The following is a 15057-nucleotide window of genomic DNA, read 5'->3' on the forward strand; positions in this document are numbered from 1 at the left end:
ACCCCTAAACTCTCCTATTTAATAAATTGTTGTATTTTTGTACAAAGTAATCCTGATTGTTTTCAACAGCATTATATATATCGTCTAAATCACTTATATTAAAATATTCCAATGCCTTATCTTTTTCTCCATAAAAACATATTCTACCTTGAGATGCCATAAATAAAAGATCGTCTATATAAGGATACTTACATGCCATATGTGTATTATGAGTTATAACTAAAATGGTGCTGTTTTTTTCAGATACTAATCTAGATAATATTTCATAAAGCTCTCTACAACTTTTTACATCTAATCCAGAATCAGGTTCGTCCATTAAAATTACTTTTGGTTCATTTAAAAGCTGTACTGCTATATCTAATCTTCTAGATTGGCCACCACTCAACCTTCCAACCAGTGATTGTTTAAATAAAGATAAATTTAATTTTTCTAATAAACTATCTATCTTCTGCATTTTCTGCTGTTTTGTATATCCCTTTAATTTTTTACTAGCGTAAAACTCCATAACTTCTTGCACAGTATTGCCTTTTCTTAAGACAGAAAATTGGGGAACATGTCCCAACTCATTTCCGTCTATAATTATCTCTCCAGAATCTAGTTTTAATCTTTTTAATATAGCATCAAACAATGTACTCTTTCCTGCACCCGAAACTCCCATAATAGCTACAAGCCTTCCCGAATTGATTTTCAAGTTGACATCTTTTAATCTATACCACTTTTTCTTTTTATCATATCTAGTTACATTAGACATAAGTATAGCTGGTTTATTATTTGAAATATAATTTTTATTAGGATTATTTACTTTATTTAAGTTAGATTTATTTTTTATATTATTTTCTACACTTGTATTATTTATAAATTTTACGTGTTCTTGTGAGACTGTATTTTTAATTTTTTCAAAAAATAAGTTGTTTTTTAAGCAACAGAATATATAATTTTGATTGATAAATATATCTCCATTTCTAGGGATAAAGTAATCTGTATTTATTTTTTTGCCTTTATAAATTATATTTTCTGTATTTCTTATTATATATCCTCTTCTATCTTTTTGAACGTTTAAAAATCTATGTTCTTCTGGATTGAAGATCTTCCATTTATTTTCTATTTCTCCATCTACAACTCCTATATATACTCCGCTACTAATACCGTGTTCTATTCTAATCATACTTCCATGAGTTAACCTAACTGCTGTAGTCGAATCATTAAGCTGGTTGTTATTTACAAAAATTTTTATTTTGCCATAATTTCTAAAATAAAATTTGTCGTCTTTATAAATTATTACTCCAACATAATCTGGTAAAAAGTCTGTACTCATTTGTATATTTCCATATCCATCTCTTAAACTTCTACCTAAATTTATTTTTTCTGCTCTCTTGTCTAATAAAACCTTTCTACAACCTTTGTGAGGTTCAAATATAAGTATATACATCCTTATCTCCCATTTATAATTATTTTAATAACCTAATACCTCTATATCTGCTATACAAGTATCATTGTATTTTTGTCCATAATAAACAGAGTCTATTGTGAATTTAACGTATTCTGATTTAACTGGTTCTATATTTACTATTTGATATCCTGTATTATTGTCTTCTAATTTAATACTTTGGCTACTTCCATCTGAAAAACTAAGTGTAATTGATTCTGGTCGATTATTGTTGTAATATCCATTTTTATTATTTACAAGACCATTAACTATTTTTATTTTCTCAATTGTGTAAGTAGAATCAAGATCAAGTCTTATCCATTCACCTTGGCCAAATCCTGAAACTCCTTCAGACCAAACTGTAGAAAAATCTCCATCTATAGCTTTACTTGAACCATAGTTTATACTTGTAGAGTCGTGAAGTATTGAACTACAGTCAGTATTAGATATATACAGTTTAGAAACTTCTTTATTAATAGTAGTATCAGTTTTTTCATCTTTCTCTACATTTGATGTTTGACTTGACACTTGGTTTGAGCCTTGATCTTTTGTAGAAGACGAAAAATCATTTTCCCCTCCACTAAAAACTCCTGTTTTAAAAATCACAAAAATCCCCAAACAAACAACTATGCACGATAATGCCACCACAAATTTTAAACTTGTTGAACTTTTTTTATTTGAATACTTTAAATGTTTATTATCATATGTATTCTCAGTGTTTAATGGCGTTCCACAAACCCTACAAAATTTTGCATCTTTGTCATTTTTATTATGACAATTATTACATATCATATTACTCCTCCTTATATCTTGGTATAAATATACCCATTCCCTCATTTTATCCCTAATTTCTTTTTCATTATACCAAATTATTACTTTATTTCATATATTATCAATATAAATTATATTCTCAATAAAGCCTAAATATTTATTTTATATAACAAAAAAATTCGCTTCGCTCATGGCGCCAACGAATCGGAGATTCCGTTGCTTTAGTTAATAAGTTGGAAATTAGACATTATCTACAAACCAGATAATGTCTAATTTCCTTAAAATAAAAAACACCTGATATAATTTATCAGATGTTTTCATTCCTACATTCTAGGATTAAGTTCTCTTTTATTGTTTTTAACTTCTTCAAGTGTTTCTTCTAGTTTTTGTTCTAAAAAGCTTAAAACATCTTCTGCATATTGATTTGACCTTTCAATCATCTCATATTTATATTTTTCAGCTTTTTCTTTTATTTCATCTGCTCTTTCATTTGCTCTTTGAACTACTTGATTATTTTCTATCATATACTCAATTTTTTGTTGGTATTCTTTATCTAAGTCTTCAAGATTTCTTTGGTTTTCTTTTAATAATCTTTCTGCTTCTTTTTCACCTTGTAAAACTATTTCTTCAGCTTCTCTTTTAGCATCACTTATAATTTTAACTCTTTCAGTATTTATCCAAGATGCTTGTTTTACTTCTTCTGGAATAACAGACTTCATTTCTTTTATTAAACTTAAAATTTCTTCTCTATCTACAACTACTTTATGTGAAAATGCCTTTGCAGGAGCCTCCTCCACAATCATCTCAAGTTGTCTTAGTAAATCAATCAGTTCCATTTCAACCATTTTTATCTCCCCTTACTCTTGTTTTTTAATGCTATTAAAACTTGTTTTGGCACTAAATTTTTAACATCTGCATCAAATGCAAGCACTTCTTTTATTAATGAAGAACTTATAAATGAGTACTTTGTATTTGTAGGTAAAAATATTGTCTCTATATCTGGATTTAACTCTCTATTCATATGTGCCATTTGAAGCTCATAGTTTACATCTGCTTCGCTTCTAACGCCTCTAACTAGTGTACCTATATCATTTGCATGACAATAATCTACTAATAGCCCATCAAAGCTAACTATTTTAATGTTGTCTAGGTGAGATGTACAAGATTTAATTAACTCCACTCTTTCGTCAAAATTAAAAAGCCCCTTTTTATTTGGGTTGTGAAGTACGCCTATTTGTAACTCATCAAAGATTTTTGAGGCCCTGCATATTATATCTAAGTGTCCATTAGTTATAGGGTCAAAACTACCCGCAAACATAGCTTTTGTAAACTTTTTATTCATTACGCTTCCTCCATCTTATAAAATGTTAGTGTTGTATTTCCATATTTTTTTTCTCTACTTTTATATAGTCTTCCAACATTTTCTGGGAAGCTATCTTTTGTATCATGCTCTACAACGATTATGCCATCTTCTTCAAGTAAATTATTTTCATCTACTGATGATAATGCATCTATAAACATATTTTTATAGTAAGGTGGATCCATAAATATTATTGTAAATTTTTCACCTTGTCTGCCTAAAGATGTAACAGCACTTTTAAAATCTATATTTAAAGTAGTACTTTCATTTTCAACTCTGGCCTTTTTAATATTAGATTTAACTATAGCCATACTTTCCTTGCTTTTATCTACAAAAACACATTTATGTGCTCCTCTTGATAAACATTCTATACCTAAAGAACCTGTTCCAGCAAATAAATCCAAAACATTATTGTCCATAACATAAGGATTTATTATATTAAATAATGATTCTTTTACTCTATCTGTTGTCGGTCTAACATCTTCATTTTTAGGAGTATTTAATTTTAATCCTCTTGCTTTTCCTGATATAACTCTCAAATTTTATTCTCCCTTCAATAAATATATTCTAACATAAAATCTCTTAGTTTAATGAGATTTCTTTGTTAATATTACTAAATTTTTCAATCATTTCTTTTTTTAACAAAATATGTTCTTTTTTATTTAAATTTTTATCTTCTCTAAAAATATTTTTTGATTCTTCTTGTGCCAATTTTAAAACTTTTATATGCTTAAAAATATTGGCTACTTTTAATTCTGGAATACCATGTTGTCTAGTTCCAAAGAACTCACCTGGACCTCTAATTTCTAGATCTTTTTCAGAAATTCTAAATCCATCGTTAGTCTCTTCCATAATCTCCATACGTTCCTTACATACATTCGTCTTTGAGGAATATATTAATATACAATGAGATTTATGTGAACCTCTACCGACCCTACCTCTAAGCTGGTGAAGTTGTGCAAGTCCAAATCTTTCTGCATTTTCGATAATCATCAAAGTTGCATTTGGAACATTTACTCCAACTTCTATTACAGTTGTAGATACTAATATTTGAATTTTATTATTTTTAAAGTCATTCATTATTTTGTCTTTTAAACTAGGCTTCATTTTTCCATGTAAAACTTCTACATTTAAATCAGAAAAATACTTTTCTTTTAATTCATCTCTTAAATCTTCTGCAGCTTTTGCTTCTATAGCTTCACTTTCTTCTACTAATGGACAGACTACATAAACTTGTCTTCCTTTTGTTATTTCGTCTCTTATAAAGTTAGTGTAGATAAAGTCTCTTTTTTTAGATTCAAAAGCTCTTGTGTCTATTGGTTGTCTTCCTGGTGGAAGCTCATCTATTATAGATATATCTAAATCACCATAAAGTATAAGTGCTAATGTTCTAGGTATTGGTGTGGCTGTCATAACTAAAATATCTGGATTGCTACCTTTTGAAGATAGTTTTGCTCTCTGTCTTACTCCAAATCTATGTTGTTCATCTGTCACAACTATACCTAAGTTATTAAACTCTACATTATCTTCTATAAGTGCATGAGTTCCTATTAAGATATCTACTTCGTGGTTTTTTATTCTTTCTAGTACTTTTTCTTTTTGTTTTTTAGTTAAACTTCCAACTAATAAGTCTACTTTTATGTCAAAAGGTGATAGCGTCTCATTTAAAGATATATAATGTTGTCTAGCTAATATCTCTGTAGGAGCCATTAAAGCGCCTTGATATCCATTTAAAACAGATAACGCAAGTACTAATACTGCTACTATAGTTTTCCCGCTCCCAACATCTCCTTGTACCAATCTATTCATAACATTATCACTAGTCATATCTTCTATAACCTCAGAAAGAGCTCTGTTTTGTGCATTTGTTAAATTAAATGGAAGTGATTTGATTATATCATTTAATTTTTCTTTTTTTTCAAACTTTATACCTTCTGAGTCATCTATTCCACTTTTAAAGTAAAAAAGACCTATCTGTAAAATTAAAAATTCTTCAAAAATCATTCTATATAGTGCAATTTTTAAAGATTGTTTATCTTGTGGCATATGAAGATTTTTCACAGCAAAATCTATGCTACATAATTTATATTTATTAATTATCTCTTGTGGTAAATATTCTTGTATAATTACCTTTTCATTTGTATAGATACTTTTTATAGTACTTATTATATCTTTACTTGTAACTCCATAAGTAAGCGGATAAACAGGTATTAATTTGCATGTAGATGTAGGTGCATTTGTAAAATGTTCTATCTGTGGAGAATTCATTTCTAAAAATCCACCTTCTTTTTTTACTTTTCCATAAGCAATTACACTGTCTCCTTTTTTAAATACTTTTGTCAAGTATTCTTGGTTGAAAAATACAAGAGATAAAAATCTACTCTCATCTCTAATTATAAATTTTGTTACTTTAATTTTATTTCTAGCTTCATGAGTTTTAATATCGCTAATTATTCCTTTTGTACATGCTTTTTCATCATGTTCTAACTGATATATCTTTTTTACATTACTTCTATCTTCATAAGCCCTAGGAAAATAATATAATAAATCTTTTATTGTAAATATATTTAATTTATTTAATTTTGCAGCTTTCTTAGGCCCTATGCCTTTTACAAATTGAATATCTTTATTTAATATATTCATTATCATCACCTAAAAAAATCCTCTATTTTATAGAGGATAAATTTTAATATATTTAAACCTTTAAAAAGGGCTGTCCTCAATAAAAATTGAAACAGCCCCCATTATTTACATAATTTTATTTCTTTATTCAACAGATACTAAATAATAATAAATTGGTTGGCCTCCATAGTATAGTTCTATGTCGATATCTTCAAATTTTTCTTCTAGAGATTCTCTTAAAGCCTCTGCTTGTTCTTCTTTAATATCTTCGCCATAGAATAAAGTTATTATAGCACTATCTTCATCTACTAAACTTTCTATAAGGTTTGTAGTTATTTCATCTATATTATCACCTGCTGATAATAACTTACCTTCACCTAAACCTATAATATTACCTTCTTTTACCTCAACATCGTTTATTACAGTGTTTCTAACAGCATAAGTAACTTGCCCACTCTTAACTGTAGATAAAGCTTCTACCATGTTAGCTTCATTTTCTTCTATAGTTAAATCAGCATCAAAGTTAACTAATGCAGCAAATGCTTGAGATACGTTTTTTGTAGGTATTACTATTATATTTTTATCACTTAAATCTTTAGCTTGATTTGCAGCCATAATTATATTGCTGTTATTTGGTAATATAATTATATTGTGTGCATTCATTTTTTCTATTGCATTCATAAAGTCTTCAGTACTTGGGTTCATAGTTTGACCACCTTCTATTATGTGATCAACACCAAAATCTTTAAATATTTTAGCTAAACCTTGCCCCATTGAAGTTGCTATAAATCCAAATTCTTTTGGTTCTTCTGATACAGCAGCTTGTTCTGAAACTTCTTTGTCTTCTTGTGCATCTTTTATTACTTTGTTTTCATGTTGTAATTTCATGTTTTCTATTTTTATAGTTAATAATTGACCATAAGCTAAAGCTTCTTGAAGAACCGTACCAGGAGTATTAGTATGAACGTGAACTTTTATTATTCCGTCATCACCAACAACTACTAAGCTGTCTCCATATTTAATCATTATATCACGCATTTTTAAGTCAGATATTTTGTCAGTTTCAAGTATAAACTCTGTACAGTATTGGAATTTTATATCTTCAGTAGATAGTCTATTTTCAACTTGTACTGAAGTAGTTTCTGTTGTTTGTATCTCTTGACTTTCTACAAATTGACCTTCTAATGATTTTAACATACCTTCGTATACTAAAACTAACCCTTTACCACCAGAGTCAACAACACCAGCTTCTTTTAAAGCATGTAATAATTCTGGAGTTCTGTCTAATGAGTTGTTAGCTTCTTTTACTAGAAGTTTCATAAATTCAATTACGTCTTCTTCTAATGCTGCAGCTTTTAAAGCATAGTCTGAACTTTCTCTTACTACTGTTAAGATAGTTCCTTCAACTGGTTTTATTACAGCCTTATAAGCCGTATCAGAACCATTTTTTAATGCTTCAGCTATATCCATGCTATTAAGTGTTTCTTTACCTTCTATTGATTTAGCTATACCTCTTATTATTTGAGATAATATAACTCCTGAGTTTCCTCTAGCACCCATTAAAGAACCTTTAGAAAGAGCCTTTCCAAGTTGTCCTATGTCATCTTGTTCTACTTTGTTTAATTCTTTTATTGCACAAGATATAGTTAGAGACATATTTGTTCCTGTATCTCCATCTGGAACTGGGAACACATTTAATTTATCTACTAAGTCTTTATGATTTTTAAGGTTATTTGCACCAGAAACAAACATATCCCTTACTTGTTTTCCGTCTATATTTTGAATCATTTCTTTCCTCCTAAATTACTTTACTCGAATACCTTGAACGTTAACGTCTATTTTGCTGACTTTTATACCTGTATCATTTTCAACAGAATATTTAACTCTTTCAATTATGTTATTTGCAACAGTCGCTATATTGATTCCATATTGCATTATAACTGATAACTCTATTTCTATAGTATTGTCTTCTAACTCTACTACTTTTACACCTTTTGCTATATTGCCTTCTTTTAGTAATTCAACTATACCTTTTATTTTTTGTGAAAAACCTACTAAACCATAGCTTTCCATAGCTGCTCTATATACTACTTGAGCTATAACTTGTTTATCTATTTCTATACATCCATATTTATTGTTTAATTTTGCACTCATGGTTTTTAACCCCCTTAAATTTTATTTTATTAATTTTATTTTGTACAAAAACTATGTAAAGTTTACATATTCTTAACTTTTTAAATCTAAAATTTATCACAAAATATTTTTAAATAATTAATTATTAGTATATAATACTATAAAATCTCAATAAATTAAAGATTTAATAATAAAATCTTATGTCAAGATTTATATAGATTTGGTACTTTAAGTATTTAATTTAAGTAAAAGTTTTACACTTATTATTAAAATATATTTATATTAATTAAATATTAATTTATAAAATAATAAGTTTTAATAAACATTTAATAAATATAAATATAACTAAATTTTCTATTTAAGTATTACTTATAATAATTATAGTCAATTTAGTATTTTTTTATAACACTTAAAAATCTTTCATTATTTATCATATTTTGACAATATACAAAATTTTACATAATGGGTATTTGATTGCTATTTACAGTTTTTAAAATGAATTTTAAAAAAATAATTTATTATTTTCTATTTTAATATTTACATTATGGCGATTTATATATATAATTTTATATGATAATGATAAATTCTTCAATACGAAATAAATCATTATCATAATTTGTCTTGCAAAATATTAATGTTTGTGTTAATATAAATATGTTTCAGTCTTAAAAAAGATTATTAATTAAGGAGGTGTGCTAAGATGGCAAAAGTATGTTGCGTATGTGGTAAAGGTAAAGTTTCAGGAAACCAAGTATCACACTCAAACAAACATAATAAAAGAACTTGGTCTGCTAACTTAAGAAACGTTAGAGTTGTAGAAGAAGGAACTCCAAAAAGAGTTAAAGTTTGTACAAGATGTTTACGTTCAGGAAAAGTTGAGAGAGCTTAATAATTTTATTATTATTAATTAAGAGACTATCGCAAAATATTTATTATTTTGTGACAGTCTCTTTTTTATTTTACTTAGATGTTAATATATTTTAATGAACTGTATTTTAAATATTATAAAATAATATAAAAAATATTTATCCTAAAAATTTTAAAATATATTTTTTGAAATAAATATACGGAAATTATACTTATCTACAATTTATAAATAAATATAATTTCCTTAGAATAAAAAAAAGATACCGCAAATCATACGGTATCTTTTTTATTACTTCTATATATAGCTATTATATTATAGCTTCTGATTGATCTATTTCAACTGCCTCTTTTTCTTCATTAAACACTTCTATGTCTACATCTTTATTTTGATATGCAACTATAGTTGTACAAATTGCATCCCCTGTTATATTAACTGCAGTTCTTGTCATATCTAATATACGATCTATACCCATTATTAAAGCTATACCTTCTACTGGTAATCCAACTGATGTAAATACCATTGATAAAGTTATAAGTCCAACACTTGGAACTCCTGCTGTACCTATTGATGCAAGCGTAGCAGTAGCTATAACTGTTAAGTAATCCATTGGAGTTAATGTTATGCCAAATGCTTGTGCAACAAATACTACGGCAACACCTTGCATTATAGAAGTACCATCCATATTTATAGTAGCTCCTAGAGGTATTGTAAATGATGATATTTTTTTAGAAACACCCATTTTTTTATGTAATGTATCTATTGACATAGGTATTGTAGCATTTGATGTCGCTGTTGAAAATGCAAATCCCATAACTGGAGCAAATTTTTTGATAAATTTAACTGGATTTAATCCAGTAGTTACTTTTAGGAATAACATATAAACTACAAAACATTGTACCCCTAATGCTATAAATACACTAAGCATATATTTTAACATTGGTAAAAACGCATCAAATCCTATATTAGCAAAATTTTTAGCTATTAAGCAAAATACACCAAATGGAGCGACATTCATTATAAGCGAAGTCATTTCCATCATTAAATCATTAAATTGAGTAAATCCTTTTAATAATAAACCTGCTCTTTCTCCCATTTTTGCTATTAATATACCTACTATTAATGCAAATAATATTATTTGAAGCATATTTCCTTCTGCTAATCCTTGAATTGGATTTTTAGGAATTATATTTAAAAGCGTATCAGCTATACTAGTTGCTTCTGCAACTTGAGTCTCCGCTTGCTGAACTGAACTTATATCTAATCCTATACCAGGATTTATAATTTTACCAACTGATAAAGCTACTGTTATAGCTAATGCTGTTGTAAGCATATAAAAAGTTACTGTTTTCATCCCAACTTTTCCTAAAGTCTTAGTATCACCTATAGCTGCACTACCACATACTAATGAACAAAATACTAAAGGAACAACTAGCATCTGCATTAATCTTAAAAAACCGTCACCTACTACATAAAATACACCATTAATTAATATATCATCCCTAAAAGTTCCATTAGGAACATAATAGTATAATATCACCCCACATATTGCCCCTAATATAAGACCAATAAAAATTTTTGTTGTCAATCCAAGTTTTTTATTACTTCTCTCCATTTTTCAACCTCTCCTTTAGTTTATTAATATTGTTATCTATTGTAAAATCTTTGTTTAAATATATAATTTGAATTCTTATTTTAAATAGTAAAAAAATATTGTTTACTTTATATGAACTAAGATTAAATCATATATTATTTTTTCAATTTCCAACTCTAATATATTACATATTATAGCACAAAATGAAAAAAAATAAATAAAAATATCAAAAAACATAATTTTCTGTAAATTAAACTATACTTAATTACTAGAAAAATAACTTTTAAAAAAATTTTTTTTCATTTCATCGTTGATATAACTAGATAAAATTATAGTTTTTCAATATATAGCTTTATTTCATAATTATTCCAAATGCAATTATTTTTTTACAACCTTCTTTTTACACTAAAAACAAATTAATAAAAATTTGCATAAAAAATAACTTTTGCGAAAAATTTCATCTTCATTGCAAAAGTTATTATTTTCTTCTTATGAGAGTCTAATTTATTTAAATTCTTATTTACTTTTTTTCATAAATTTTAATATTATGTTAGATATCCATTTTGGCATTTTTATAGTTATCATCTTCATACTAATCACTCCTCGCATAGTAAATATTATTCACTTCTTATAAGATATATGATTTCTATTTTTTGTTTTATTTTATATAAATTCTATGCTACACTTTTATATATATAGAAATCTTTTCATAAACTTTAATTCATACATTTCATTTCTAATGTTTTTAATTAAGGGGGTTTTTCCTATGATAAATTCTAATTTTGTAAGTACTGGTATTGATGATTTTGATAAATCTATAAATATGCTAAGACTTGGAGATAGCATTGTATGTCAAGTAGGTACAATTAACGATTATAAAAAATTTATAACTCCATTTATAAATCGAGCTAGAGCTAACAATAAAATTATCGTATATTTCAAATTTGCAGACAAAAAACCCGTATTTGACAATCCACTCGATAACACTAAAGATAGTATCAACAACGAACCTATAAGTGATGATTTAACTAATATAAAAATATTTGATTTAGATCCAAATATAGGCTTTAACTACTTTACTTTAAAAGTTCATGAAATTATAAAATCTCAAGGCGAAAATTGCTATTATGTATTCGATAACCTGACATCTCTACAGAGAATGTGGCACTCTGACTCTATGATATTAAACTTTTTTTCTGTAATATGCTCTTATCTTCATAAACTAAATACTGTATCGTGTTTTGCAATTATGAGAAAAGCTCATTCATATGTTTTACCTTCTAAGGTAAGACATATTGCAAAAGTTATATTTGATATATATACAATAAAGGACAAATTTTATATACATCCACTTAAAGTATCCGACCGTTTTTCTCCAACTATGTTTTTACCTCTTCAAATAAATGGTAACCAAGCTGTTCAGATAACTTCAAGCGATGATACAGTAAAATTATTTTCAAATATAAATTGGAGAAGTAGCAAAAAAATGGGATATTGGAGACGAACTCTTGACGCAGCTAGAAAAGCATTAAAGGACAATAAAGAAAACCAAGATGATATGAAAAAACTATTAATATCTTGTTTAATTGGAAACGATTCAAAAATTTTCAACATGGTTATGAAATACTTTTCTCTCAGCGATATATTAAAAATAACTTCTAGATTAATCGGGACTGGAAATATCGGCGGAAAAAGCATCGGTATGTTGCTTGCAACTCAGATTTTAACTTCTTTAGATGATACAAAAGACTACTTCAAACCTATACTCGAAAAACACGATTCATTTTTTATCGGCACTGATATTTATTATTCTTATATAGTTGAAAATAATTTATGGGATTTAAGAAGTAAACAAAAAACTGATGAAGGATATTTTAAATACGCTCCTATTTTAAAAAAAGAAATTGAAAATGGAGATTTTTCAGAAGATATAAAAGACCAATTTATGCAGATGTTAGAGTACTTCGGCCAATCTCCTATAATAGTAAGATCCAGCTCTTTACTAGAAGATAACTTTGGAAATGCATTTGCCGGCAAATACGAAAGTGTATTTTGTGTAAATCAAGGTACTCCAAAGCAAAGACTAAATGAATTTATAAATGCAATAAAAATTGTATATGCAAGTACTATGAGTGATGATGCAATAAATTATAGAAAAACTAGGGGCTTAGATAAAAAAGATGAACAAATGGCAATTTTAGTCCAAAGGGTTTCTGGTGATTATCACGGCGAGTACTACTTCCCTCACTTAGCAGGAGTAGGAAATTCTTCTAATTTATATGTATATGATGAAAATGTAAATATGGATGATGGTATGATAAGGTTAGTTTTCGGATTGGGGACAAGAGCTGTAGACCGTATAATCGGTGATTATGTAAGAATAGTTACTTTAGATGACCCTATGCGACTTCCTATTATGAATTCTAATGATGAACAAAAATACTCTCAGCATACCGTAGATGTATTGAGTCTAAGTACAAACAAACACATCCATGTAAATTTAGATGTTGTAATAAATGAAGATTTAAAAACAGATATAAATTTATTTGGCTCTAAAGATTATAATACTCAGATAAGACTAAAAGAACTAGGATTAAATCCTAATAGTGCGCCTTATATACTTAATTTTAAGAAATTATTAAAATATTCATCTTTTCCAGAGGCAATGAAAAAAGCATTACATATAATTTCAAAAGAATATGACTATCCTGTAGATATAGAGTTTACAGCTAACTTTAAAAAAGATGGTAGCTTCAAAATCAATATTGTTCAATGTAGACCGCTTCAAACTAGAGGTCTAGGTAAATCTATCGAAATTCCTAAATTATTAAATAAAAAAGACTGTCTATTTTCTTCTAAAGGCAATTTTATGGGCGGAAATATCCGTCTTCCAATAGATTATATTGTATATGTATCAGTAGATGAATACCTTAGCCTAAGTGAAGTTGATAAATATAAAATAGCTCGTCAAATAGGAATTTTAAATACTTCACTAAAAGATAAAAATACTATGCTAATGGGTCCAGGGCGTTGGGGAACATCTACTCCGTCACTTGGAGTACCTGTCCATTTTACAGAACTCAACAATATGTCTGTTATGTGCGAAATTGCATATAGTGATAAAGACGTGGTTCCTGAATTATCTTATGGAAGTCATTTCTTCCAAGACTTAGTTGAAACAGGTATATTCTATGTAGCTTTATTCGACAATAAAGATAATGTTGTATTTAATGAAGACTCACTTAAAAAACTCAAAAATATAGCTTCTGAATTTTCTAATTCAATAAATATAGATGTAGTCAAGGTCTACTCTACAAAAGGACTTGAAATCTATTCTGATATAAAAGAACAAATTGTAATATGTAAATAAATTTTAGTTATATATTAATTTTATAATTTATATAAAGAAGTTGTAGCATAAATATGCTACAACTTCTTTATATATTTAAATATTTTATTAATTCTTCATAACAATCTTTTGCATCATTATATCCTTCATTATAAAGAGCTTCTAATTTTTCTTTATTTTTCTCTGTTCTGCCTATCTTTACTGGATTTTTAGGTCTTATTACAAATACATCTTGGGATTTTTCTAATTCTTCAATAAAATCTAAAGTCTGATTATATACTATATATCTATTTGCCATACTATTTATTAAATTAGGATATTTTTTATATTTAATCTTCATAAATGGTATCAATGATGTTTTTGATTTTCTATATGTTTTGTCTCTAGTTAATATTACTACGTTCTTTTTATTTCCATCATCTATTGATTTTTTGATTGGAATAGAATCTGATATACCTCCATCTAGGTAATACTCATCTTTAATTTTTACATTTTGAGCTAAAAAAGGAAGTGAACTTGAAGCTCTAATATAGATAATATCATTTTTTAAGTCGTTTATTTTTATATATTCAGGTTTACCTGTATTTATATTTGTGATTACACTATAAAAATTAGCATTATTGTTTTTAAATGCGTCATAATCAAATAAATCCAATTGATTCGGTATTATATCATAAAGCATCTCTGCCCCAAATAAATCGCCAGTTTTTATTAAACTTCTAACACTACAGTATCTTTTATCTTGTAAATAATCGACATTTACACGAAAGGCCCTTTTATTTTGTTTTGATAAATAACTACAAAGATGGCATGCTCCTGCAGAAACGCCATAATTATTTGTAAAATATAAGTCTTTTTCCATAAAAAAATCAAGTACTCCAGCAGCATAAACACCTCTCATACCGCCTCCTTCCACCACAAGACCTGCTTTAATCAC

At 27.3% G+C, this 15057-nt stretch carries 12 protein-coding genes; 2 read left to right on the plus strand and 10 right to left on the minus strand.

Features of this window, described 5'->3' with window-relative positions; genetic code table 11:
* Nucleotides 1-4 precede the first annotated feature (4 nt).
* The 8 genes from ABCM86_RS06540 to ABCM86_RS06575 form a co-directional block, all read right to left on the minus strand.
* Entirely contained in the window at nucleotides 5-1429 is a 1425-nt protein-coding gene (locus ABCM86_RS06540) for an ABC transporter ATP-binding protein (RefSeq protein WP_343003714.1), read from the minus strand.
* Nucleotides 1430-1453: 24 nt separating this feature from the next.
* A complete protein-coding gene (locus tag ABCM86_RS06545) occupies nucleotides 1454-2218 on the minus strand; it encodes a discoidin domain-containing protein (RefSeq protein WP_295777713.1) in 765 nt (254 codons plus the stop codon).
* Nucleotides 2219-2520: 302 nt separating this feature from the next.
* On the minus strand, nucleotides 2521-3042 hold the full coding sequence (locus tag ABCM86_RS06550; protein WP_195931349.1) for a hypothetical protein: 522 nt from the start codon (nucleotides 3040-3042) through the stop codon (nucleotides 2521-2523).
* Nucleotides 3043-3044: 2 nt separating this feature from the next.
* Entirely contained in the window at nucleotides 3045-3539 is a 495-nt protein-coding gene (gene coaD / locus ABCM86_RS06555) for a pantetheine-phosphate adenylyltransferase (protein ID WP_195931350.1), read from the minus strand.
* Nucleotides 3539-4096 carry a 16S rRNA (guanine(966)-N(2))-methyltransferase RsmD gene (gene rsmD / locus ABCM86_RS06560; RefSeq protein WP_195931351.1) on the minus strand — a complete coding sequence of 186 codons (558 nt, stop codon included), beginning with the start codon at nucleotides 4094-4096 and terminating at the stop codon, nucleotides 3539-3541. The genes coaD and rsmD overlap by 1 nt, the downstream gene beginning before the upstream one ends.
* A 43-nt stretch (nucleotides 4097-4139) precedes the next feature.
* A complete protein-coding gene (gene recG, locus ABCM86_RS06565) occupies nucleotides 4140-6200 on the minus strand; it encodes an ATP-dependent DNA helicase RecG (protein ID WP_343003716.1) in 2061 nt (686 codons plus the stop codon).
* Between the two features lie 123 nt (nucleotides 6201-6323).
* Nucleotides 6324-7967, minus strand: coding sequence for a DAK2 domain-containing protein (locus tag ABCM86_RS06570; protein ID WP_195931353.1), 1644 nt, complete (start codon nucleotides 7965-7967; stop codon nucleotides 6324-6326).
* 15 nt (nucleotides 7968-7982) lie between these two features.
* Nucleotides 7983-8333 (minus strand): Asp23/Gls24 family envelope stress response protein, encoded by a 351-nt coding sequence (locus tag ABCM86_RS06575; RefSeq protein WP_295572457.1) that lies wholly within the window; start codon nucleotides 8331-8333, stop codon nucleotides 7983-7985.
* A 679-nt stretch (nucleotides 8334-9012) separates the two neighbouring features.
* Between ABCM86_RS06575 and rpmB the strand changes: the two genes are divergently transcribed.
* Nucleotides 9013-9201, plus strand: a complete 189-nt coding sequence (gene rpmB / locus ABCM86_RS06580) for a 50S ribosomal protein L28 (protein WP_007286525.1) — start codon at nucleotides 9013-9015, stop codon at nucleotides 9199-9201.
* A 286-nt stretch (nucleotides 9202-9487) separates the two neighbouring features.
* On the opposite strand, the gene ABCM86_RS06585 is transcribed toward rpmB, so the two are convergent.
* Nucleotides 9488-10792 carry a dicarboxylate/amino acid:cation symporter gene (locus ABCM86_RS06585; RefSeq protein ID WP_343003717.1) on the minus strand — a complete coding sequence of 435 codons (1305 nt, stop codon included), beginning with the start codon at nucleotides 10790-10792 and terminating at the stop codon, nucleotides 9488-9490.
* Nucleotides 10793-11537: 745 nt separating this feature from the next.
* On the opposite strand from ABCM86_RS06585, the gene ABCM86_RS06590 reads away from it, so the two are divergent.
* Nucleotides 11538-14141, plus strand: coding sequence for a PEP/pyruvate-binding domain-containing protein (locus tag ABCM86_RS06590; protein ID WP_295777370.1), 2604 nt, complete (start codon nucleotides 11538-11540; stop codon nucleotides 14139-14141).
* A 67-nt stretch (nucleotides 14142-14208) separates the two neighbouring features.
* Here ABCM86_RS06590 and ABCM86_RS06595 read toward each other — a convergent pair whose 3' ends face one another.
* On the minus strand, nucleotides 14209-15057 hold the full coding sequence (locus ABCM86_RS06595) for a patatin family protein (RefSeq protein ID WP_295675307.1): 849 nt from the start codon (nucleotides 15055-15057) through the stop codon (nucleotides 14209-14211).

The sequence above is a fragment of the Clostridium sp. 2218st1_F5_2218SCRN_220325 genome, assembly GCF_039062665.1.
Taxonomy (GTDB): Bacteria; Bacillota; Clostridia; order Peptostreptococcales; family Peptostreptococcaceae; genus Intestinibacter.

Excerpts from the sequence above, each read along its gene's own strand:
- recG (WP_343003716.1), bottom strand. The coding sequence starts at position 6,200 with ATGAATATATTAAATAAAGATATTCAATTTGTAAAAGGCATAGGGCCT.
- ABCM86_RS06585 (WP_343003717.1), bottom strand. The coding sequence starts at position 10,792 with ATGGAGAGAAGTAATAAAAAACTTGGATTGACAACAAAAATTTTTATT.
- ABCM86_RS06575 (WP_295572457.1), bottom strand. The coding sequence starts at position 8,333 with ATGAGTGCAAAATTAAACAATAAATATGGATGTATAGAAATAGATAAA.
- rpmB (WP_007286525.1), top strand. The coding sequence starts at position 9,013 with ATGGCAAAAGTATGTTGCGTATGTGGTAAAGGTAAAGTTTCAGGAAAC.
- ABCM86_RS06570 (WP_195931353.1), bottom strand. The coding sequence starts at position 7,967 with ATGATTCAAAATATAGACGGAAAACAAGTAAGGGATATGTTTGTTTCT.
- ABCM86_RS06545 (WP_295777713.1), bottom strand. The coding sequence starts at position 2,218 with ATGATATGTAATAATTGTCATAATAAAAATGACAAAGATGCAAAATTT.
- ABCM86_RS06550 (WP_195931349.1), bottom strand. The coding sequence starts at position 3,042 with ATGGTTGAAATGGAACTGATTGATTTACTAAGACAACTTGAGATGATT.
- coaD (WP_195931350.1), bottom strand. The coding sequence starts at position 3,539 with ATGAATAAAAAGTTTACAAAAGCTATGTTTGCGGGTAGTTTTGACCCT.
- ABCM86_RS06590 (WP_295777370.1), top strand. The coding sequence starts at position 11,538 with ATGATAAATTCTAATTTTGTAAGTACTGGTATTGATGATTTTGATAAA.
- ABCM86_RS06540 (WP_343003714.1), bottom strand. The coding sequence starts at position 1,429 with ATGTATATACTTATATTTGAACCTCACAAAGGTTGTAGAAAGGTTTTA.